The organism is Bacillus sp. WC2503 (assembly GCF_052682895.1).
Genome location: NZ_JBQYMD010000001.1, coordinates 5,080,956 through 5,104,297 on the forward strand (window position 1 = coordinate 5,080,956; position 23,342 = coordinate 5,104,297).

Sequence of the window (23,342 nt, forward strand, 5' to 3'; positions counted from 1 at the left end):
ATAGGTTTGTGCTTTTTATTTAAAACATAATTGAAATTAAGAGCATTCCAATTCCGATAGAAGTAAAGGTTGCGATTAAGCCGGGAATCATGAAGCTATGATTTAAAACGTATTTACCGATACCTGTTGTACCAGTGCGGTCGAAGTTAATGGCAGCAACAATTGTTCCGTAGTTTGGAATGAAGAAGTATCCGTTTACTGCAGGGAACATAGCAATCAGTAATGCTGGCGGAATACCAAGAGATAGTCCAAGTGGCATTAAGGCACGAACTGTTGCTGCTTGGCTGTACAGTAAAATAGATAGAATGAATAATGCGATAGCAAATAGCCATGGTGCACTTGTAACTAAGTGCTGAATTGATCCTTGAATCATATTTAAGTTTCCGTTAAAGAAAGTATCTCCCATCCAAGCGATACCGAAAATAGCAACAACCGCTGTTGCTCCAGCTTTAAAGACGTTACCAGACACAATGCTTTCTACATTTGGTTTACAGAAAATAATAATAAGAGCTGCGATGGTTAACATAACCATTTCAATTGTGTTTGGCATGGAAAGACGAACTAACTTCCCGTCAACCATCCATCCCGGACGAAGTGCTTCAAATGAACCAAGAAGTACGACAAGGAAAGTTCCTACTAGGAAAAGAATAACTGATAATTTAGCGCCTTTTACACCTACAAATTCTTTTTTCTTTTCAAGCTTAGGAATCATACCTTCTTTTAATCGTTTTAAGTATTCAGGGTCTTCATTTAGTTCTTTCCCCATTTTACTAGCAACGAATGCAGCTACCATACAAGCGATGAAAGTAGAAGGGATACTTACTTTTAAAATATCTAATAAGGTAATTTTATAGTCAGCTAACATTGCTAAAAGGGCAACTGTGGCAGCTGAAATGGGACTAGCTGTAATTGCTTGTTGAGAAGCGATTACGGCAATTGACATTGGTCGTTCCGGTCTAATTCCTGATTCACGAGAGACTTCTGCGATAACAGGAAGTACAGAATAGGCAACGTGACCAGTGCCAGCACATAGTGTGAACAAATAAGTAACAATTGGTGCGAAAAATGTAATGCGCTTTGGATTTTTTCGTAAAGCTTTCTCAGCTAGATGAACAAGATATTCCATTCCTCCAGCGGCTTGCAAAGCACCAGCGGCAGTAATTACTGCTAAAATCATAAGCATTACATCGATAGGAGGAGCGGTTGGTTGTAAGTGGAAGACAAAAACGAGTATTGCCATACCAACTCCACCCATTACTCCTAAGCCAACTCCGCCTAGGCGTGCACCAATAAAAATGCAGAGTAATAAGGTAAGAAATTGTAGCCAAAACATGATAAATTACCTCCGAAATTCATAAGTTAAGATATATTCGAATAATTTAATTTAAATGAAAATTAGTGAAATATCCGAAGGGATCTTTGATTTATATACGTTTTTTATTATATAACATAAAAAAAGTAACATTCACGTATTTTGTTAAATTATTTCGAAAAAATAATACATTGGAATTTTATATTTATATCTCTAAATAAGTAGACATTTTAATTTAAATGTTGTAACCTTGGAAAGAGAATAATTTAATTCTCATAGAACTCCCATATCGTTCAACTCGTTCAGCGAGAAAGGCAAACTGATGGAAACATGAGGGCGCAAAACTATAGGGGCTAAGGTCGAAAGGCTATGCTAGCCAGTTACCGGACGGATAGGGTTGGTCTTGACCAATGCTTTTTACATTGGTCTTTTTTTATTCTCGAACATATTGAGAATCATTTCAAACAAAATATTGATATATTTTGTTTTTTTGTTTTAAGTAATTAAGGAAGGTGAATATTGATGAAAAAGTATTGGCATAAGTTATCGTTTCTTCAAAAGAACGTCTTATTAACTGTATTAGTTATTTTGACGCTTGTTGGAAGTATGGGCGCGTTAAGTTTCAATTTGTTTCAAAATAGTATGATGTCTTTATTTGAAAGGCAGTCTATTGAAACAGGAGAGATAGTAGTACATGACTTGGATACAGAATTAGTTAAAGATATGGCGAAAGATCCTACAACCGAAAGAGTGAAAAAAGAAAAGTTAACAGAGCAATTAGATGAAGTGACAAAAGGTTTAAAAAGTGTGGGACAAACGTATGTTACAGGAGCAAAGCCGAATGAAAAACGAGAATTACAACTCGTTGGTTTGACTACAGAGCTAACAAATGCAGTGCCTGTAAAGCCGGGAGATTATTATGAACAACCGACTCATTGGATGGATGCATATGATAAAGTGATGGACACGAAAAAGGCCCAAATGACAGAAGTATATGAAGATGAATTAGGTTCGTGGGTGACAATATTAGAACCAATTAAAGATGGAGAAAACAATATTGTTGCAATTGTTGCGGCTGATTTAGATGCTTCTATCGTTCCTAGTACAAAGAAGAATTTTTTGATACAGGGTTTACTATTTATTATTATTTCATTAGTAATCGCGACTATTGCTCAATTCTTTATCGTACGTAACTCGTTAGCTCCATTAAAAGATTTACGAGAGGGATTACGTAAGATTGGTGAAGGTGACTTAAGTATTAAATTAAAAGAAAGACCAGATGATATTGGAATTATTAATGTTTATTTCAATGATACGATTGAGAAATTTAAAGGGATTATAGATAAAGTTAGGCAGACCGCTGAGCAAGTTTCTTCTTCTTCACATGAATTGTCGGCAAGCACAGAGGAAAATAGCATGGCAGTTCAAGAGATTGCAAGTTCTATTGAAGGTTTAAGAGTAGGGGCACAGTCTCAAGAAACTTCAGTCCAACAATGCTTAGGAATTGTGCATGGAATGGAAGATAAGGTAGAAGAGATAACTGGAGCTGCGAAACAAGTTGCGGTTGCCTCAGAAGGTATGGAGCAACATTCAATTGAAGGTAATGAAGTGATTGGACAAATTATTAATCAAATGAGTTTAATCCAAAATGCAGTGAAAGATTTATCTTCTATTATTTATTCGTTAGAAACAAGATCAAAAGAAATTAGTGATATTGTAACTGTAATTACAGGTATTTCAAATCAAACAAATTTATTAGCTTTAAATGCTTCTATTGAAGCTTCTCGTGCTGGAGCAGCTGGAAGAGGATTTGCAGTTGTTGCTGATGAAGTACGTAAATTAGCAGAACAAACTGAAACGTCAGCGAAAGATATAGCAAAATTAATTAGTGAAACACAAGCTGAAACAGAAGAGGCTGTAGTTTCAATGCAAAAAGGTTCAAAAGAAGTAGAATCTGGAATTACACTTGTTCAAAGTAGTGGTGCTTTCTTTGAAAAAATCTCGAAATCAGCACAATCTGTTAAAAATCAAGTGAAAGCTGTTTCTGGCAATTCGAGTGATATTTTACAAAATAGCCAGAATATCGTTCAAGTCGTAAATGAATTATCACATATTGCAAATACTTATGCGAATAGTAGTAGTAATGTTGAAGAAAGCATGAAGGAGCAAGAAATATCAGTACAAGATATTGCAGAATTAGCGACTTCTTTAAGTTGGCTTTCTCAGGAATTGCAAGAGCTAATTGGTGAGTTTAAAAGCGAATAAGGAAAAGTGAAACTTTAATCAAGGGGGCAGCCCCCTTGATTATGAGTTGAACAAATCTGCCCGTTAATACGGGATAAAGAAGGTGTGAATTTTCACACCTTTATTATATTTAGGAGAGGAATTTACATAAATATGAAATTGGCGATTTCTTATAATGGGATGGTAAAAGAATTTTTAGGGAAAGTAGAAGGGAGTATTCAAATACCTAAAGATGCGCAAAAGATAGAGTTTGGAATAAAAAGAAAAACTATACCATTTCCAAAATTGACTCATATTGTAGATTTAATAGGAGCGACTGCGACGTGGTTATATCATATTTCTAAAGAAAAACATATTGTCGTGCTTTATCATGTAAGAGGAAGGTTATTTCCGATTACTATTGAAGTTTCTAATTTTCTCTCCTATGAAAGTTTGAATTTACAGATTGAAGAGCAACTGGAACAAATTAAAGAAATGAATAAGGAAGAAATAGAAGAGTTTCAAAACGGTAATACATTATATGAAATGTCACCTATTATTATTGGTGAAACGTATTATGAGCTACAAGACAAGAATACGTTACAATTTGTATTCAATAAAAATATGCAAAGTGTAGAAATGATATTTAATAGCGTTAATTGGAAAGAGACAACGATTACTCGTTATGCACAACAAATACAAGGTGTTTTAATTTATACATCACAAAATTCTAATAAATGCATAAAACATTTTAGTGTTGTTACAGAGGCCGAGATGGCACTTTATAGTCAAGTGAATGATACGACAGCAGTATATCCTGAGAAAAGTATCGTCGATATGTTCTATAATACTGTTACTCAATTTCCAAATCGTATAGCTTTATCTTCAAGGGAAGGTACTTTAACTTATGAGGAGCTAAATAAAAAAAGTAATCAAATAGCTCATATGTTAATGAAAAACGGCGTCCAATTAGGAGACTATGTTGGAATATTTATGAAACGTAGCATAGACACAGTAGTAAGTATGGTAGCTATATTAAAAGCTGGTGCAGCGTATGTTCCGATTGATCCAGATTATCCGGAAAGTAGAATACAGTACATTATTCAAGATAGCCAAGCGAAAGTTATATTGATGAAAGAGACGCCTATAACATGTGATGGGGTTCAAACAGTTTCAATGTATGATAGTGAAACTTATGAAGATATAGATGTAAAGTTGTCTATTCATTGTGATGATGTAGCTTATATGATTTATACATCTGGTTCAACAGGGAATCCAAAGGGAACGATGTTAGCACATAGAGGCGTTGTTAATCTGTACACTTGGATGCAAAAGCAATATGAATTGACAGAAGAGGATGTATTTGCCCAATTTCCTTCCTTTAGTTTCGATGCTTCTGTATGGGAGTCATTTGCTTCTTTATTCTGCGGAGGAAACTTGTATGTATTATTAGAGGAAGAGCGATTGTCTGTAGAAGCATTTGCAAATGCAATCTATAAAGTGAAAGCAACTTCGATCTTGGCATTAGCGACAATTTTTGTTCGACAAGTAGCAACTTATTTAGCAGAAGAAGATATATATAAGCTAGCTTCCCTGAAAAGAATTGCGATTGGCGGTGAAATGTTGCCTGTAGAGGTTATTAAATTGTGGAGAGAAAGAATAAGTACAAATGTTGAAATTCATAATGTATACGGACCGACAGAATGTACTGTAGTGACGACAACCTATAAAATACCTAATCAGTTAAATGAGGATGTTGCGAGTATTCCCATTGGTAAACCATGTGCTAATTATCAAGTTATGATTTTGGATGAGAATATGAATCTTTGTCCAATTGGTGTACCTGGTGAATTATATATAGATTCAGTAGGATTAGCAAAAGGGTATTTTAATAAGCCTAATAAAACAATTGAAGCTTTTATTCCGAACCCCTTTAATCCTATAGTTAATATATATAAAACAGGTGATATCGTTAAGTTGCTAGAGGATGGAAATATAGAGTTTTTACATCGGAAAGATGATCAAGTAAAAATTAGAGGACATCGTATTGAACTAGGAGAAATCCAAAGTAAAATTTCTCAAAATCATAATATAAAAGAAAATGCTGTTTTTGCTAAGAAGAGCAAGGAAGGTAGCCAATATTTAATCGCATTCTATACAACTTTGAACAAAAAGGAAATACCAGAATTAGTTTATCAGTTACAAGAGCAGTTACCGGATTATATGGTACCATCTAAATTAATTTATATTAATGAACTACTACTTACACCAAATAAAAAGGTTGATGTTAAAAAGTTAGCTCAATTAGAAGAAAAGTACGAGCCGGTTCGTCTACAGGAATATGTCGCGCCTTCTATTAAAGCGGAGAAACAGATAGCGAAAGCTTGGGCAGAGGTATTAGGAATTTCAAAAATTGGAGTGCATGATGATTTCTTTACAATTGGTGGACATTCGTTGAAAGTATTGAGAGTCTTAACATTGTTAAAAGAAGATTTTTCACATTTAACAATTCAAGATTTCTTTAAAGAAAGAACGATATATGGATTAGCTAGAATTGAGAGAGAAGTAAAAGTAGAGACAGAAGAAGTATTTCGTGAATATAAGGTGATTCACGAACCGAATACTATTACTTATTCGAATGTTTTAGAAGACACTAACATCTCAAATGTCTTTTTAACTGGAGCTACTGGTTATTTGGGGTCGCACATATTATATGAATTATTGAGAGATACATCTGCTACCATTTATTGTTTAGTAAGACCGACAAAAGATGTGCAACAAAGAATTATCGATACATTAACAAGCTACTTTAATGATATATGTGAAGAGTGGTTACAGCGTATACAGGCTGTACCTGGTGATTTGGGAGAAGAGTATCTTGGGATGAGCGAAGAGGAATTTATTTTAATTAGTTCTAAGGTCGATACGGTAATTCATTGCGGTGCAGATGTAAGACATTTTGGAGATGTAAAACAATTTAAAAATGTGAACGTCCAAGGCACGAGCCGTATGCTAGCGTTAGCCGAGAATGGTGCTACATTCCACTTTATCTCTACAATTGGTATTCCGATAGAATTAGCGGTAGAGCAATGGGATACATATATGGAAACAGGTGATTTCAATTATAATGTAGAGTTAGAGAATGTGTATTCCGATAGTAAACTACAGGCGGAAAATCTTGTTCGTGAAGCTTTGAAGAGCGGTATACGAGGGAACATTTATCGTGCAGGTAACCTAGCATGTCATTCAGAAACGGGTTCGTTCCAACAAAACATTGAAGGAAATGCATTTTATCGTCTTATTAAAACGATGCTTCTAATTGGAAAGGCACCAAATGTGAAGTGGAAAGTTGATTTTACACCAATTGACTTTGCCAGTAAGTCGATTGTATCGTATTTACAAGATCCAAAAATTGTAGGAGAGACGTTACATATTTGTCATCCACATCAAGTTGAATTTGAACATTTTATAAAGCTAATTGAGGGATGTGGATACAATCTTGAAATGGTTCCACTTTCGGAATATGTAAATATCGGGCTTGAATTAGCAAAAGGAAATGAAGAAATAGCAGAGTTAATTGCTTCTCAAGTTGCAGGAGATGGAGCACAGCAATCTGAAATTGTCATGGGTACTCGTAGAACAAATGAATGGATTAAGAAAAAAGAGCTGATAGTGCCAGCGATTAATAAAGAATTTATTCAGCTGTTATTAGCTCATGGTGAAAAAGTTGGATATTTTCCAAAAGTAATGAAATGATTATGTACGCTTTTGTTTGTTCAATAAAATAAATCATGCTACAATGAGAACGAATTAAGAACCGGGGAGCCAATTGGCTGAGAGGATGTAAGTATACATCGACCCTCAACCTGATCTGGATAATGCCAGCGTAGGGAGTTACTTTAAAGTGATGTAGCATAAGTTATTATAGAATAACTTGTATACAAGGCTTTCCTACATGGTAGGAAAGCCTTTTCTTTTTTTGGAAACATATTTTATAAGGGGGATTTTATTATGTCACAACAAGTTACAATGTCATTTTCAGTAGTACCGCAAGCAAAAACAAAAGATGTATATTCTGTTGTTGATAGAGCAATTGAAGTTATACAACAATCGGGAGTTCGTTATGAAGTAGGAGCAATGGAAACAACGTTGGAAGGAGAATTAGATGTACTTCTTGATGTCGTGAAACGTGCGCAGCAAGCTTGCGTCGATGCTGGAGCTGAAGAAGTGATTACTTCTATTAAAATCCATTATCGTCCAAGCACTGGTGTAACGATAGATGAAAAGGTTTGGAAGTACCGTGATGAATATGCAAAACCAGAAGCAATCTAAACTTATTACAACAATTTGGCTTATCCTTCTCATTGCGATATGGGAAGGATCTGTTTCATTATTTAAAATCGAACCGTGGATTTTACCAAAGCCTTCTGCCATTGTTCAAGAATTAATTGGAATGAAGGATTTACTATTACCAAATACGATGCAAACACTGCAGGAAGTTATAATCGGACTATTTTTTGCGATTTTACTTGGGACGAGTATTGCAATTATTATGGACGTGATACCTTTATTTCGTATTTTAATAAATCCGTTGCTCGTTATTTCGCAAACAATTCCAATCGTTGTACTTGCACCGTTATTTATTATTTGGTTTGGATATGGGATGTTGCCGAAAGTAATGGTCGTCATACTCGTTTGTTTCTTCCCAATTGCGCTTAGTATTTTAGAAGGTTTTCAAACTGTAGATAAAAATATGTTGAAATTGTTGCAAACAATGAAAGCAACGAAATGGCAAGTTTACCAGAAAGTAAAGTTTCCGGCAGTGCTCCCATACTTTTTCTCGGGTTTAAAAATTGCAGTTACATATAGCGTGATGGGGGCAATTATCGGAGAATGGCTCGGTGCAAGTGAAGGGTTAGGGGTTATGCTTACGAGAGCTACAAAATCCTTTTTAACTGCTCGAGTATTTGGTGTTGCAGCAATTATCGTCATGGTGACATTATGCCTGTATTTTATCGTGGAGTTTATGGCAAGAATAACAGCACCATGGATATATAGAAAGGACGGCAGAAAATGAAAAAAGGTTTAAAAATTATGTTAGCTGCTTTATTAGCAGTAAGTGTGGCTGGGTGTAATCCGGCGAAGAAAGAAGAAAGTGCAAGTAAAGATAAAAAAGTAAAAGTTGTTTTAGATTGGTTTCCAAATACGAATCATACTGGCTTATATGTAGCGAAAACGAAAGACTATTACAAAAAACAAGGGCTTGATGTAGAAATTATCCAGCCTGGTGATAATGTCACAGCAGAGCAGATGATTGCTTCTGGGAAAGCAGATTTTGCGATAAGCGCACAGGAAAATGTAACATTAGCTCGTGTTGAAGGAATCCCAGTTGTTTCTGTTGGTGCAATTATTCAGCATAATACCTCTGCTTTTGCATCACTAAAAAAAGATAATATGACGTCACCGAAAGACTTTGAAGGTAAACGTTATGGTGGCTGGGGAGGACCAGCAGAAGAAGCAACGTTAAAAACAATTATGGAGAAACATCAAGCTGATTTTAATAAAGTCGAAAAAATTATCTTAGGACAAACAGACTTCTTCAAATCAATCGGTCGTGATGCGGACTTTGAATGGATTTATTATGGATGGGATGGCATTGAAGCGAAGCGTCAAGGAAAAGAGTTAAATACGATTATGGTGAAAGACTTAGATCCAGCGCTTGATTTCTATAGTCCTGTTATTATTACGAGTGAAAAACATACGAAGCAAGATAAAGACTTCGTGAAAAAGTTTATGACTGCAACGACAGAAGGTTATAATTTTGCAATTAAAGAGCCGAAAGAAGCTGCTGATATTTTAATTAAAGCTGTTCCAGATGTGAATAAGGAATTAGTACAAGAAAGTCAAAAGTGGTTAAGTACGAAGTATCAAGATGATGCAAAAGCGTGGGGAGTACAGAAGGAAGAAGTTTGGACGAATTACATGAATTTCTTATACGACAACAAAGTTATTAAAAAGAAAATTGATGTAAAAGATGCTTTTACAAATGAATTCCTTCCAAGTGAAAAATGAGCGGATTACAAATAAAAGATATTGTGAAATCTTTCGATGGAAAGAATGTATTAGCAAATATTAGTGCCTCTATACAGGAGGGAGAGTTTGTCTCTTTTGTCGGTCCAAGTGGTTGTGGGAAAAGCACATTGTTAAATATGATTGCGAGTGTTGAAGAGCCAACGAGTGGAGAGGTATTTTATAATGAGGAACATGTGAGAAAACAAGATGTTGTAAGCTATATGCCACAACAAGATTTATTATTACCGTGGCGATCGGCTTTACAAAATATTGTTCTTCCATTAGAAATTGAGGGGAAATCTAAAAAACAAAGGTTAACAGAAGGAATGGAAGCATTAAAGCAGTTTGAGTTAGATGAATATGCGGATCATTATCCTGATGCATTATCTGGTGGTATGCGCCAAAGAATTAGCTTTCTTCGTACATACTTATGTGAGAAGCCAATTATGCTACTTGATGAGCCTTTTGGAAAATTAGATGCATTTACAAAAATGGAAGTACACAGTTGGCTTTTAAATTCTTGGCATCAAGAAAAGCAAACAATTGTTATGGTTACACACGACTTAGATGAAGCAATTTTACTTTCTGATCGCGTATTTATTTTATCTCAAAGACCAGCATCAATAGTTGGTGAAGTGCAAGTGAAATTACCTCGTCCTCGAACGATGGATATGTTAACATCATTGGAGTTAAAGAAGGATAAGGAAGAAATTTTAAGTGTATTAGCTCCTTATATGAAAAAATAGAAAAAGTCTTTTAACAGTTTTAATCGTTTCACATGAGCTTCTTTCTATGAAACGTGGATAACGAAAGTATGGAATATCGAAGAATGGAACGTTTAAAAATAATCACAAAGAAAAGGCCGTAGCTTATATAAGCTACGGCCTTTTCTTTGTGATTAACATGATTTTCGAGAACTCTTACATGAGAATTGTATGAAGAAGCACTCTTATGGTGCGCTTATAAGCGTGCTTTTTCTGCGATTATGTTTATATTTATAATAATATTAGACGCCTTTCCCTAATAGGCAACTATCTTTTTGTATATATAGATAGCTTGAAATGGAATGAAAATTATTCCTATATATAAAGAATAAGGTGATTAGTATGGGAAGACAATAGAAATTAAAGGAAATTCATGTAAAATTCAGATGAACTTCACGCAAACTTCATATTGAAAACTAAATATAATTATAATAGGTTATTGTAATTTTGATTTGTGATTTTTCGCAAAATTAAAAGTTTGAATTTAGGAAAGATTATTCAAACCTAAATTCAAACTTTAATGAAACAATTAAAGAATGTTACGTCTAGTTTTCGCTAATAACGGCATTTAAAAGTTCGGCAGGGTTACCTGTTCCTGCACCTCCTATTGTAATGAATCCACCAGGAGGAATTTCACCGTTCCATCCGGCATTTGTAATTACATAATGATTGTTTGTTTTACTACTAATTTTAGAATCCCAAACTTGTGTTAAATTGCCGTTATAATCAAATTCTAACTTCCAGTTTTTAATAGGGCTTGTGCCGTTATTTTTAATTACAATTGAGAAGTTATAGCCACTTCCCCAATTTGAAGTAACTGAAAATGTAGCCTTACCATTACCATCAGGAGGTGTTGTGTTAGCATCATCAGTTTTTACAATAATAGAATTAGGTTGTGATTTATTCCCGGTAGCGTCCTTTGCTAGTATTGAAAAAGTGTATTCCGTATTAGGTTTCAAATTTTTAATTGTAATGCTATTTGATGTTGTACTCCATTTTTCTTCCCCAGCAGTAACTTCATACTCAGTAACTCCTACATTATCAGTAGATGCAGTCCAGCTTAATTGGACTGAGCTTGAGGTTTTATTAGTAACCACAATGTTTTTTACGTTCGTTGGTGATTCAGTATCTTTTTGACTGATAGGTCCACCAAGTAATTCGGTTACTAACGTATCAAGCAATTTTGGACCACTACAGCTATATTTTGGACTTGTGCGACAGTCACCACTAAGTTCCCAAAACATTGCCCCACTTAAACCTTTCGTTTTTATATAATCTGTTTTATATTTCATAGATTCATTGTCATCGTAGCTAATAAATGTGCCTGTAGTAGCATTGTATAAATAAGGTACTTTAGCTGTATCATTCCAATAGCGTACAAAACCATTTTTGTTTACGTAATTCGCTGCTAAATCACCGTAATCATAAACACCCGTATCACCAGTAGAATAATCATCCCAAGTACCTTTAGATGCTAGTTTGCCATCACTACCTGGTTTACATGGTTGATATTGCCCATTATTATCTTTTCCACAACTTTTCCAACCACGTCCGTAAAATGGTACGCCTAATACGAGTTTATCAGCTGGTACACCTTCATTTTTATAAACGTCAATAGCTCCATCTACGTAAAATTTCGTATCAGCTGCTGGATCATTCGGATCTTTATATAATGCGGCATTATGGTTAGAAGTTGCTTCCCAACCGCCGTGGAAATCATATGTCATAATATTAATCCAATCGAGTATTTGAGAGATTTTCTTTAACTCTGTATGATCGGCATAACGTTGACTTGCCCCTGAAGCAATTGTTAATAAATATTGTTTTCCATCTTCAGTACCGGCTTTATTTAAAGCATTTCGGACATCTTGAAGAAGGAGCGTGAAATTTTGTTTATCTTCAGGACGGTAACTACCACCAGGAATCGTTTCAACACCTGGATATTCCCAGTCTAAATCGACGCCGTCAAATCCGTATGCACGTAGGAAATCGACTGTTGATTCTGCGAATACTTTTCTAGTTTTTTCATCAGCTGCCATATCAGAAAATCGATTAGACCAAGTCCAGCCTCCGACGGAAATAATGGTTTTTAAATGAGGGTATTTAGCTTTTAGTCGTTTTAATTCTCCGAAGTTGCCACAACGGGCATATTTATCACAATCTTCCCAAGTTGTACCTGATCCTGGATAAGATTTTGTGACATCAGCCCAGGGCTCACCTAATACGAGAGTACCATTAGGAACTTCTTTATTTTGCAACGGTACACCAGATTCTTTACAGTTCCATGTTTGTTTATTTGGATTATCGGGATGTGTAGAAGGATTTCCATGTTTTCCATTCCAGCAAATATCAGCAAACGCATAGTTTAAATGAGTGAGCTTTGATGCATCGATGTCTGCAACTTGATAATTACGTCCGTAGATGCCCCACGAAGGAAAGTACCCAATAATTTTTTGGTTTTGCGTTGGTGAATTTGCTGATGCGAGATTTGGAGTAATAAAATTTGCGAGAAAAAGAGGTAAGAAGAGTAGTAGAGATAGCAATAGTAATGTGAATTTTTTTGACCTCATAGTCATTTCCCCTTTCAAGGTAAAAGATATATTTAAAGGCATTTGCCGATAAATCAAAGTGAATCTAGACGTATGAAACGTCTAGATAAAAATGATCAGACATCACGAAGTCTATACAAGGGAGCTGGGGTGATTAAATCGTAACAAATGTAAGATTTAGTGTAAACGCTTTATTGTATGAAGAAAGACTTTCTCAATACAAAAAGGCTTTAATACAAACTGCATATGAAAATGAAAGACCGGTGAGGAAGAAAATAGCTTATTATAAATAAATTTGAGAAAAAATTGTATGAAGTCAACTTGTAATGGTGTGGTAAGATGGTGAAATTTCATATAAAATAATAGTAAAAATATGTAAGTGAGAGGATAGTGTGGATGTGTTTTTGAACATTGCTGAAGAAAAGGTTCGACAAGCAATCTGGAATGGTGATCTGGATTATATTTCGAGAAAAGGAAAACCACTACAATTAGAAGATCTTTTAATGGTACCTCTAGAGTTAAGGATGAGCTATAAAATTTAAAAAATGCGGGAATGATTCCAGCAGAAATGGAATTACAAAAGATATATTAAAAATAGAAGATTTAATTGCTTGCTGTTATGATGAAGTAGAGAGGAAAAAATTACAAGAAGGGTTAACAGCAAAAACGTTGTGTTTTCAGCAGGTAATGGAAAAGAGAAAGATAGTTCAGCATTTCTTAAATTAAGTTAAGAGGGATAAGATGAATACATTTGAAACGATAGAAGAATTAGCAACATATATTGAAGAACAGCAATTAGTACTTCTATTTATTAAAACAGAAAATTGTGGTGTTTGTGATGTCATGTTAAGGAAAGTAAATTACGTATTAGAGAATTATGATTACGTAGAGAAAATAGAGATATTACTACAAGACATGCAAGAAGTTGCGGGGCGATATGCAGTATTTACAGGGCCGACAATTTTGTTATTTCATAATGGAAAAGAGATCCTTCGTGAATCGCGCTTTATTTCACTTGAAAATTTAGAGAGAACCATTCAATTATTCGAGAATTAGGGAGGTTTTTATATGGAATTTATTATTGTCATACTATTATTTGTTGTCATTGGAATAATTGTAATAGCTGTTCGATCAAACAAAAAGAAAGTAAACCTTACGAAACAAAATAACATACATAATTCGTCTAATAACTCATCACCGCTTTTTTTCTTTGCTGGATCTGATAATAATGACAGCTCACATGATAGCAGTTCACATGACTGTGGAGGGTCTTTTGGAGGAGATAGTGGAGGTAGTTGCGGTGGTGGCGGTGATTGATAAGAATACGCCTTATATAGGCGTATTTCTTTTTTAAACAAACGTTTGATTAGTTGGCTTACATACGCACACTAACAGTTAAATAAACGTTTGTTTAATATTTTTAACATGATAAGGAGAATGGAAATGGGAAGGGAACCGAAAGTGAAAAATAAAGGGAAAGTAGCATTGTTTTTATTAGTTGCTGGAGGTGTATTTCTTGTTAAACTTGGATTTAAATTTGGAACAATACATATGATCCGAACTTGGTTTGAAAGTACGTTTTCGTAAATAAGGAATATAGCCTCTTGCGAAAGAGGTTTTTCATTTGTTATCATTAGACTGAACGGTCGGTTTAAAGAGGTGTGAGTATGAGAAAAAGCGCAGAAGAGATAAAGAAGGAAATTGCATACAAAGCAGAAAATCTGTTTTCACAAAAAGGCTATGCAGCCACATCTATGGAAGATATTTGTGAAATTACAGAGCGAAGTAAAGGGAGTATTTATTACCATTTTAAAAGTAAAGAAGAATTATTTTTATTTGTAGTAAAACAGCATACGTATGATTGGCTTGAAAAATGGAATGAAAAAGAGAAGTTGTATAGTACTAGTATTGAAAAATTATATGGTCTCGCAGAATATTATGTAGAGGATATACAACAACCTATTTCGAGTGCAATAGAGGAATTTTCTATGAGCCAAGTTGTGAGCAAAGAGGTTCTAGATGAATTATTAGCTTTAACTAGAGAATCATATGTTATGTTTGAGAGATTAATCGAAACAGGTATACAGTCTGGAGAGTTTCGTGAAGAAAATGCGCGCGATTTGATGTATATTGTACATGGCTTATTATCAGGGCTTGGAGTGCTTTACTATGAGCTAGATTATAACGAGTTAAAGCGAGTTTATAAAAAGGCAATAGATGTATTGTTAAAAGGGATGGCAGCTGAATAATAAGTCAGCGGCTTTTCTTTTAAAACAAATTAGACCGAATGGTCGGTTTATAAAAGGAGGAGCGGAAATGAAAGCTTTATTTAAAAATCGAGCATTTATGCTCGTTATGGCATCCGATATTTTACAACAATTTGCGATTTGGATAAGAAATATGGCCCTATTGTATTTCATAATGGAGCGGACGAATAATGATCCAGTTTCAGTGTCACTATTATCGGTCATGGAATATGCACCTATTTTTATTTTTTCTTTCATTGGTGGCGCGTTAGCAGATCGCTGGAACCCGAAAAGAACAATGGTTGCTGGGGATGTGTTAAGTGTACTGTCTATTATAGGGATTGTTTTATTGTTAAAGATTGATTACTGGCAGGCAATATTTTTTGCGACACTCGTTTCCGCAATTGTAGGTCAGTTTTCTCAGCCTTCATCTTCACGCATATTTAAGCGCTATGTAAAGGAAGAACAGGTAGCAAATGCGATTGCATTTAACCAAACATTACAGTCATTGTTTATGATTTTCGGACCAGTTGTAGGATCGCTTGTGTATACACAACTTGGTTTATTTACGTCACTATATAGTTTAATCATTTTATTTTTATTATCTGCTATCGCCCTTTCATTTTTACCGAAATGGATTGAACAAGAGCAAGCAGTGAAGGGATCATTAAAAAATGATATAAAAGAAGGATGGAAATACGTTCTTCATACGAAAAATTTACGTATGATTACGATCACTTTCACAATTATGGGCTTAGCTGTTGGATTAACGAATCCATTAGAGGTGTTTCTTGTAATAGAACGTCTTGGAATGGAAAAGGAAGCAGTTCAATATTTAGCAGCAGCGGATGGAATAGGTATGCTAATCGGTGGTATTGTTGCTGCGGTTTTCGCTTCAAAAGTAAATCCGAAAAAGATGTTTGTATTTGGTATGAGTATATTAGCAATCTCATTTTTAGTCGAAGGGTTGTCCACATCATTTTGGATTACTAGTTTGATGCGATTTGGAACAGGTATTTGTTTAGCTTGTGTTAATATCGTTGTCGGTACGCTTATGATTCAACTTGTACCAGCAAATATGATTGGAAGAGTGAATGGAACCATTTTACCAATGTTTATGGGGGCAATGTTAATTGGAACATCACTAGCTGGAGGATTGAAGGAAATGACTTCATTAGTTATTGTATTTTGTATAGCGATGTCACTTATTTTATTAGCGATTGGACCAGCTCTACGCATGCAAATAAATAAAGAAGATGTCGCTAATAAAGAGGAACTAACAAATTCGTTAGCCTCGAAATAACCATTGTAAGGGAGCAGAATTGCTCCCTTTTCTTGTGGCAGTCTTTTGACAATGAAATGTACCGATTATATACTAATGTTGTAAAAACGATTTTACATGTTAGGAGAAAAGATGTGAAAAATCAAATTTATGAATTACGCACTGAAAATAATATTTCACAAGGTGCATTAGCTGATAAGTGTAGCGTATCAAGACAGACGATAAATGCAATTGAGAATAATAAATATGATCCAAGCTTAGCGTTAGCTTTTCGTTTAGCGGAAGTATTGGGAACAACTGTTGATAAACTATTTTTGTATAAGCTGTAGGGGAAAGAGAAAATAAGTCTTTTAGTTACGACATTAGTAGTTATAAGTATGCTAGCATTTGCACTTTACTATTGGTTAATTGAACTTCAAGTAAACTGGTATGCACTATTTATTTGTAGCATCGCATAATGTTGAAGGGCAAATGAGGAGAAGAAAGATTTAGAAAAACATGTATGAAAAACAAGTGCAAATGTTACATATTATGTACGCATTGTATTTATTTTTTGTTTTTTTTTCGCATCGGTAGGTTTTAATAAATGGATAGATTTTCATGATGTACCGCTTTTACTTACGTTATGTGCCGCTAGAGTTGTAAAGCCAGCTGTAGAGTTTTTACTTGTAAAGCGTTATCGTTAAAAATAAAGAAAGATCCTCTTCTTGTGTGAAGGGGATCTTCTTTTTATAGCGTTTTAGTTTTCGGATTAGGTGGTGTAACGGGTGTATCATTTTCAGGAACTCTAGTTAATAAGAATCCACCTATAATAAACAATACGATAATACTAAGGACACCAGCGTTTGTTTTTCCCGTTAATTGCGTTGTAACACCGACTAATACTGGACCCATGATCGCGGCAAACTTGCCAAATATATTATAAAATCCGAAGAATTCATTTGCCGATTCTTTAGGTACTAGTTTTGCAAAATAGGAACGACTAAGTGCTTGAATACCACCTTGAGAAGTGGCAACTAACATTGCTAAAATCCAGAAATCGAGTGTCGTTTTTAAGAAATAAGCATATGTGCAAATGATGATATAAATAATAATACCAACATATAGCATTTTTTTCCCTGTAAATGTTTCTGATAATTTTCCGTATAATAAAGCGAATGGACAAGCTACAATTTGTGTGACAAATAAGATGATTAATAGATTCGTTGCACTAATACCGAGATCTGTTCCGTAAGCGGTAGACATAGTAATAATTGTATCGACCCCGTCAATGTAGAAGAAATAGGCGATTAGGAACATAAAGACTGTTTTATATTCTTTAATATTTTTAAAAGTATCAGCAAGGCGTTTGAAGCTCATTGCAATTGGTCTTGGATGGCGTTCAATATAATGTGTTTGCTCTACGTTTTTTAGCATTGGAATTGTAAATAATCCCCACCAAAGAGCTGTTATTGCGAATGAAATTTGACTGGCAATGCCGACTGATAAAGGGATAGTGCCTTTTTGAGCAAGAATAATAAGAGCGATACAACCGATAAAAGGAATTGTGCTCCCAATATAGCCTAATGCAAAGCCTCGTGTAGAAATTCGATCCATTCTATCTTTAGAGGTAACATCTACTAAAAATGCATCATAAAAAATGTTTGCTCCAGCAAAACCGACTAGTGCTAGCATATAGCAACCTAGTAATAAGTACCACTGGGATGTTGGGACGACTGCTAGCATACTTGTAAATACGATGCCGAGTCCAAAGAAGAATGTGAAAAATCGTTTTTTAAACCCTTTATAATCAGCAACTGTGCCGAGAATAGGAGCAAGTATAGAAATTAAAAGTGTAGCGAATGAGTTTGCATATCCCCAATATGCTGTTGAAGTTGCACCAGATAGTCCAGCTTCTTTTGCAGCTGCTTTAAAGTAAATTGGGAATAGTGCAGTTGTAATGACGAGCGAATATACCGAATTCGCCCAATCATATAATATCCAGCTTTTTTCTTGTCTGGACATTTTTTTCATATAATGTTCCCCCTTAAATTGTTCTACTAACAGTGTACAAAAATAAAAATTATAAAAAGAGAAACAGTGATGATTTTTACATAACTTTTACATATATACACAGTTCTTTACAATTGTAGTAAATCCTTTATAATGGATCCGTCTGTTTCGCCTAAGTGCAAACCGAGTAATCTTGCGATAGTCGGACCTTCATCAATAAGTCTCATATACGGGATTGTAACGCCACTTTGAATACCTTTTCCAGCAGCGATAAAAATTGTTTCATAGTTAGGCTTTGTTGGGGAGTAACCATGAGTTCCAAATGTATATTTTTTACTAGAAGTAACATCTTTTTTAGTAATTTCTTTTATAAAATCACCGGTATAATTTTCAGTGAAATAATACCCCTCTTGTGCTTCCAACATAAATAAACAATTACCATCTGCACCGGATTCTTTCGCCGCTTCATCATGAAGTATAAATTCAATGCCATTTTGTTTATTTTGAAGCAGTTCTTCAAGAAGTAGTTGTACTTCCCGAATGGTATCCGTATCGTTTTTGTCTTTCACATATACATAGGCAGAACCGTCGCAACTTTGACAGTAGGCCTTCCAGTCTACTAATTTACCTTCTTTATTTAGAGATATAAGCTCTTTTTGATGGAATAGCACATTTAATTGAATTGATTTGTTTTCACTTAAAGCGCTATGATCACCAAGGGCAATAATTGTACTTTCTTCGTATATTCCACTTTCTTTTAATGCATGAATAATTTTTCCTAGACGTTCGTCGTGCCTATGGATAGCTGCTATTGTTTCGTTAGATTCAAAGCCATGATAGTGTCTTTGTGTGTCTAAATCAGTGAAATGCACAAACATGACATTAGGCCTTTTTGTAAGGATTGTATGTACAGCAGAAGCAAGAACGAAATCATCGAGTTCAGGTTGTGATAATCCATTTCGTATATGACCGAACCGTCGATTTAAATCTAATTGGTATAGCGGGCTACCGCTAAATAATGAAACTAAAATTTGATTTTGCCACGGTCTATTTGGAAAGATTTCCGGTAAATTGTAATCAATGTTTGCTCTTCCAGTAACAGGCCAAAGAAGGGCTGCTGTCGTTAAATTTGCTTTGCGTGCTTCATCATATAATGTTGTTCCTTTTATCGATTTTCGGTACCAATGCCAATCTGGTGATTCACGTCCTGGTTGAAGTAAAGTATTGGTAACAACACCATGTTTATTAGGGTAGTTTCCAGTAACGATTGTTGAGTGGCTTGGATATGTTACAGAAGGATAAATTGGTTCTACTTTTTCTACAACCGCGCCCTTTTTTATTAGAGATTGGAAGTTAGGTAATTTTTGTAGTATAGGAAAATCTAAAGCTGATAAACAGTCGAATGATAAAATAATGACACGATTAGTTAATGCTTTATCCATAAAGTAATCCTCCTAATTATATAAAACCTATTCTTATATATTACTATTAATACCTAGTAATAAAAATATGTTTCTGAATAAAATTTATTATTTATTTTCAGAAAAATTAAACATATAATAAGTATAAGGGATTGAATGAAAGGAGGGAATACTATGGACTGGCTAGATGGATTTGGTATTTTTTACATCATTGGTGGAATCACGATTCTCCTAGTATTTGCTATTTCATATTTACTAAAGAAACGTTTTCCAGACAAACAGTTTGATATTATATTTTCACTTAGTTTAGTACTTCTTTGTTTAGCTTTCTTTCCTGTAACAATGATAGCTATTGGTGGGTGGGAAGGAATGGGATATGGATTTATTTGTTTCTTCGTTCTACTTGGTACACTTATCGGTATGGTTGCACATCAACTTGTGAAAATCGTTCGAAAGAGCTACGTATAAAACTACAAAAAATGAAAAGAATATATAAAAATAAGAAAATTAGCTATTGTTTTAAAAAAGAATTTGTATTATGATAATCAACAAATTTATTTCGTTATAACGCTGAAAAAGGACTAGTACATGTCCAACCTTTTTTGCAGAGAGAGAATCCGTTTGGCTGAAAGATTCTTAAAGGGCGATATGGAACCTACCTTTGAGTTCTGCATATGCAGCGGGAAATTCCCGTTATCAAAAAGAGAGCATATACAATTTTTGTGTATGAATCAGGGTGGTAACGCCGGCAAAGCTCGGTCCCTATTTAGGGGCGCGGGCTTTTTTGTATTTTCTAAAAGGAGGAAGACTGACTATGGCAAAAGAACAAGTGCAAGCCATTACGAAGATGGAAGAGGACTTTGCGCAGTGGTATACCGATATTGTAAAAAAAGCTGAACTTGTTGACTATTCAAGTGTAAAAGGGTGTATGATTCTGCGTCCGTACGGTTATGCCTTATGGGAGAATATGCAGAAAGTGATGGATGAAAAGTTAAAGGAAACTGGTCATGAGAATGTGTATATGCCAATGTTTATCCCAGAGAGTTTATTGCAAAAAGAGAAGGATCATGTTGAAGGATTTGCTCCTGAAGTAGCATGGGTTACGCATGGCGGGGATGAAAAGTTAGCGGAAAGACTTTGTGTACGTCCTACATCGGAAACTTTATTCTGTGAGCATTTCTCAAAGATTGTTCAATCATATAATGATTTACCAAAGTTATATAATCAGTGGTGTTCAGTAGTTCGTTGGGAAAAGACAACGAGACCATTCCTTCGTACAACTGAATTTTTATGGCAAGAAGGCCATACGATTCATGAAACGGCAGAAGAATCGCAAGCTGAAACGTTAAATATTTTAAATCTGTATGCCTCTTTCTGCGAGGAATACTTAGCGATACCAGTCATTAAAGGACAAAAAACAGAAAAAGAAAAGTTTGCGGGAGCGAAGGCAACTTATACGATTGAAAGTTTAATGCATGATGGAAAAGCACTTCAAACAGGAACATCTCATAACTTTGGAACGAATTTCTCTGAAGCATTTGATATTAAGTTTTTAGATCGTAACGGTAAGTGGCAATATGTACACCAAACTTCGTGGGGTGTATCAACGAGAATGATAGGTGGACTTATTATGGTCCATAGTGATAATAACGGACTTGTAATGCCGCCAAAAGTCGCTCCAGTACAAGTTGTTATTGTACCTATTGCTCAGCATAAAGAAGGTGTGTTAGAAAAAGCAACAGAGTTACAAGGACGTATTCAGAAGGTTGCGCGTGTAAAAATAGATGCTAGCACTAAAACACCAGGCTGGAAATTTAATGAGTATGAAATGAAGGGAATTCCAATTCGATTAGAAGTGGGTCCAAAGGATATTGAAAAGAATCAAGTTGTACTTGTAAGAAGAGATACGAAAGAAAAAGAATGTATATCAATGGATCAATTAGAAGAACGCATTCTATCATTACTGGAGGAAATTCATCATTCTTTATTTAATAAAGCAAAAGTATTTCGCGATGAGAATACGTATAGTGTGACGAATTTCGAAGAGATGAAAAAAGCAGCTGATGAAAAGCAAGGGTTTATTAAGGCGATGTGGTGTGGAGAACTAGCTTGTGAAGAGAAATTAAAAGAAGAAGTTGGAGTATCTTCACGTTGTATGCCTTTTGAGCAAGAACATTTAGCTGACGAATGTATTTGCTGTAGTAAAGAAGCAAAGCACATGGTCTATTGGGGAAAAGCATATTAATACGCTTTCTGATAGATGCCAAAAGGACTTTGGGTTGCATAATAAACTGCAATCCAAAGCCCTTTTTAGTTTTATATTGGTTTCATGTATTTTTTAGATGGAAGGATGTTGGTCTTTATTTTGCATTTTTACGGCGAATAAACAATAACATACCAATTAGGAATGTTGAAAGTCCTATTAAAATAGATGCAGGATAATGTGCTGCAGTATTAGGTAACTTATCACCTTGTTTTGTCGCATTATCTTTTACGTTACCACCTTGTGAACTGCTATCGCCCTTAACTCGATTGCCACCAGAACCGTTGCCACCAGAATCGTTGCTACCAGAGCCGCTGCCACCAGAACCGTTGCCACCAGAACCACTGCCACCAGAACCACTGCCATCAGAGCCACTGCCACCAGAACCGTTGCCACCAGAACCGTTGCCACCAGAACCGTTGCCACCAGAACCGCTACCGCCAGAACCGTTGCCACCAGAACCATTACCATCAGAGCCGCTGCCACCAGAACCGTTGCCACCAGAACCACTGCCACCAGAACCGTTGCCACCAGAACCGTTGCCACCAGAACCACTGCCACCGGAACCACTGCCATCAGAACCGTTGCCACCGGAACCACTGCCATCAGAACCGTTGCCACCGGAACCATTGCCATCAGAACCGTTGTCACCAGAACCGCTACCGCCAGAACCGTTGCCATCAGAGCCGCTGCCACCAGAACCGTTACCACCAGAACCACTGCCACCAGAACCACTGCCATCAGAGCCGCTGTCACCAGAGCCGCTACCACCAGAACCGTTGCTACCAGAGCCGCTGCCACCAGAACCACTGCCATCAGAGCCGCTGCCACCAGAACCGTTACCACCAGAACCACTGCCATCAGAGCCGCTGCCACCAGAACCGTTACCACCAGAACCACTGCCACCAGAACCGCTGTCATCAGAACCGCTACCACCAGAACCGTTGCTTCCTGGAGGTTTATTATTATCTTTTGAGTTTCCTTCTGCTAAATGATCGCTGTTTTGTACAATAGCGTTTGTTGGAGAGAAGTTTTCCGTGGCTGCATTACCGATATTCAAGCCGCTAAAAAAAGATAAAGAAAGTGTTGATGCTAAAATGAAGATTTTCGTCATTGTTTTCCTCCTGAAAAATTAATATTCCATCTAAAATACATCCCTTTGTAATATTTCATAGGAGATATAGTTTTATGCAAAAAACTATATAGATAAGATGTTCA

19 protein-coding genes, 2 pseudogenes, 2 riboswitches and 1 other annotated feature are annotated in these 23,342 nt (G+C 35.5%); of the genes and pseudogenes, 16 read left to right on the forward strand and 5 right to left on the reverse strand.

Annotated elements, in window-relative coordinates; genetic code table 11:
- Positions 1 to 19 precede the first annotated feature (19 nt).
- Positions 20 to 1,333 carry an anaerobic C4-dicarboxylate transporter family protein gene (locus ACUN26_RS26190; protein ID WP_000498727.1) on the reverse strand — a complete coding sequence of 438 codons (1,314 nt, stop codon included), beginning with the start codon at positions 1,331 to 1,333 and terminating at the stop codon, positions 20 to 22.
- 282 nt (positions 1,334 to 1,615) lie between these two features.
- Positions 1,616 to 1,700: riboswitch (cyclic di-GMP riboswitch) on the forward strand.
- Between the two features lie 134 nt (positions 1,701 to 1,834).
- On the opposite strand from ACUN26_RS26190, the gene ACUN26_RS26195 reads away from it, so the two are divergent.
- From ACUN26_RS26195 to ACUN26_RS26220, 6 genes are all read left to right on the forward strand, one after another.
- The gene (locus ACUN26_RS26195) at positions 1,835 to 3,577 is read left to right on the forward strand and encodes a methyl-accepting chemotaxis protein (RefSeq protein WP_000761071.1); all 1,743 of its coding nucleotides are present in this window, start codon (positions 1,835 to 1,837) and stop codon (positions 3,575 to 3,577) included.
- A gap of 132 nt (positions 3,578 to 3,709) precedes the next feature.
- Positions 3,710 to 7,291 carry a non-ribosomal peptide synthetase family protein gene (locus ACUN26_RS26200; protein WP_000761476.1) on the forward strand — a complete coding sequence of 1,194 codons (3,582 nt, stop codon included), beginning with the start codon at positions 3,710 to 3,712 and terminating at the stop codon, positions 7,289 to 7,291.
- Between the two features lie 52 nt (positions 7,292 to 7,343).
- Positions 7,344 to 7,445, forward strand: a riboswitch (TPP riboswitch).
- 101 nt (positions 7,446 to 7,546) lie between these two features.
- A complete protein-coding gene (locus tag ACUN26_RS26205) occupies positions 7,547 to 7,867 on the forward strand; it encodes an MTH1187 family thiamine-binding protein (protein ID WP_000082908.1) in 321 nt (106 codons plus the stop codon).
- Positions 7,839 to 8,612 (forward strand): ABC transporter permease, encoded by a 774-nt coding sequence (locus ACUN26_RS26210; RefSeq protein ID WP_001057166.1) that lies wholly within the window; start codon positions 7,839 to 7,841, stop codon positions 8,610 to 8,612. Before ACUN26_RS26205 ends, ACUN26_RS26210 begins: the two co-directional genes overlap by 29 nt.
- A complete protein-coding gene (locus tag ACUN26_RS26215) occupies positions 8,609 to 9,607 on the forward strand; it encodes an ABC transporter substrate-binding protein (RefSeq protein WP_000715544.1) in 999 nt (332 codons plus the stop codon). The genes ACUN26_RS26210 and ACUN26_RS26215 overlap by 4 nt, the downstream gene beginning before the upstream one ends.
- Positions 9,604 to 10,353 carry an ABC transporter ATP-binding protein gene (locus tag ACUN26_RS26220; RefSeq protein ID WP_000016055.1) on the forward strand — a complete coding sequence of 250 codons (750 nt, stop codon included), beginning with the start codon at positions 9,604 to 9,606 and terminating at the stop codon, positions 10,351 to 10,353. Before ACUN26_RS26215 ends, ACUN26_RS26220 begins: the two co-directional genes overlap by 4 nt.
- Before the next feature lie 563 nt (positions 10,354 to 10,916).
- On the opposite strand, the gene ACUN26_RS26225 is transcribed toward ACUN26_RS26220, so the two are convergent.
- A complete protein-coding gene (locus ACUN26_RS26225; RefSeq protein ID WP_001256711.1) occupies positions 10,917 to 12,941 on the reverse strand; it encodes a glycosyl hydrolase family 18 protein in 2,025 nt (674 codons plus the stop codon).
- A gap of 371 nt (positions 12,942 to 13,312) precedes the next feature.
- Between ACUN26_RS26225 and ACUN26_RS26230 the strand changes: the two are divergent.
- The 8 genes and pseudogenes from ACUN26_RS26230 (at position 13,313) to ACUN26_RS26265 (ending at position 17,134) form a co-directional block, all read left to right on the forward strand.
- Positions 13,313 to 13,646, forward strand: a pseudogene (locus ACUN26_RS26230) (DnaJ family domain-containing protein).
- Positions 13,647 to 13,661: 15 nt separating this feature from the next.
- Positions 13,662 to 13,976: a thioredoxin family protein gene (locus ACUN26_RS26235; RefSeq protein WP_001091216.1), complete on the forward strand. Its 315-nt coding sequence runs from the start codon at positions 13,662 to 13,664 to the stop codon at positions 13,974 to 13,976.
- 12 nt (positions 13,977 to 13,988) lie between these two features.
- The gene (locus ACUN26_RS26240) at positions 13,989 to 14,237 is read left to right on the forward strand and encodes a hypothetical protein (protein WP_000394360.1); all 249 of its coding nucleotides are present in this window, start codon (positions 13,989 to 13,991) and stop codon (positions 14,235 to 14,237) included.
- Positions 14,238 to 14,363: 126 nt separating this feature from the next.
- Positions 14,364 to 14,507, forward strand: a complete 144-nt coding sequence (locus tag ACUN26_RS26245; RefSeq protein ID WP_000532280.1) for a hypothetical protein — start codon at positions 14,364 to 14,366, stop codon at positions 14,505 to 14,507.
- Between the two features lie 80 nt (positions 14,508 to 14,587).
- Positions 14,588 to 15,169, forward strand: coding sequence for a TetR/AcrR family transcriptional regulator (locus tag ACUN26_RS26250; RefSeq protein WP_001231936.1), 582 nt, complete (start codon positions 14,588 to 14,590; stop codon positions 15,167 to 15,169).
- 67 nt (positions 15,170 to 15,236) lie between these two features.
- A complete protein-coding gene (locus ACUN26_RS26255; RefSeq protein ID WP_000645355.1) occupies positions 15,237 to 16,469 on the forward strand; it encodes an MFS transporter in 1,233 nt (410 codons plus the stop codon).
- Between the two features lie 56 nt (positions 16,470 to 16,525).
- Positions 16,526 to 16,777, forward strand: coding sequence for a helix-turn-helix transcriptional regulator (locus tag ACUN26_RS26260; RefSeq protein ID WP_080001328.1), 252 nt, complete (start codon positions 16,526 to 16,528; stop codon positions 16,775 to 16,777).
- Positions 16,778 to 16,825: 48 nt separating this feature from the next.
- A pseudogene (locus ACUN26_RS26265) lies at positions 16,826 to 17,134 on the forward strand (hypothetical protein).
- 43 nt (positions 17,135 to 17,177) lie between these two features.
- Here the strand turns inward: ACUN26_RS26265 and ACUN26_RS26270 are convergent.
- Positions 17,178 to 18,461, reverse strand: coding sequence for an MFS transporter (locus ACUN26_RS26270; RefSeq protein ID WP_000738837.1), 1,284 nt, complete (start codon positions 18,459 to 18,461; stop codon positions 17,178 to 17,180).
- Positions 18,462 to 18,568: 107 nt separating this feature from the next.
- Positions 18,569 to 19,882, reverse strand: coding sequence for an alkaline phosphatase family protein (locus ACUN26_RS26275; protein WP_000356456.1), 1,314 nt, complete (start codon positions 19,880 to 19,882; stop codon positions 18,569 to 18,571).
- 153 nt (positions 19,883 to 20,035) lie between these two features.
- Here ACUN26_RS26275 and ACUN26_RS26280 point away from each other — a divergent pair, with 153 nt between their 5' ends.
- A complete protein-coding gene (locus ACUN26_RS26280) occupies positions 20,036 to 20,329 on the forward strand; it encodes a YesK-like family protein (RefSeq protein WP_000383863.1) in 294 nt (97 codons plus the stop codon).
- Between the two features lie 93 nt (positions 20,330 to 20,422).
- Positions 20,423 to 20,628 (forward strand) — a binding site (T-box leader).
- A gap of 47 nt (positions 20,629 to 20,675) precedes the next feature.
- Complete coding sequence (gene proS, locus ACUN26_RS26285; RefSeq protein ID WP_001040988.1) at positions 20,676 to 22,106, forward strand: proline--tRNA ligase; 1,431 nt, start codon at positions 20,676 to 20,678, stop codon at positions 22,104 to 22,106.
- A gap of 115 nt (positions 22,107 to 22,221) precedes the next feature.
- Here the strand turns inward: proS and ACUN26_RS26290 are convergent, their stop codons facing one another.
- Entirely contained in the window at positions 22,222 to 23,238 is a 1,017-nt protein-coding gene (locus ACUN26_RS26290; protein ID WP_061531615.1) for an LPXTG cell wall anchor domain-containing protein, read from the reverse strand.
- Positions 23,239 to 23,342 lie beyond the last annotated feature (104 nt).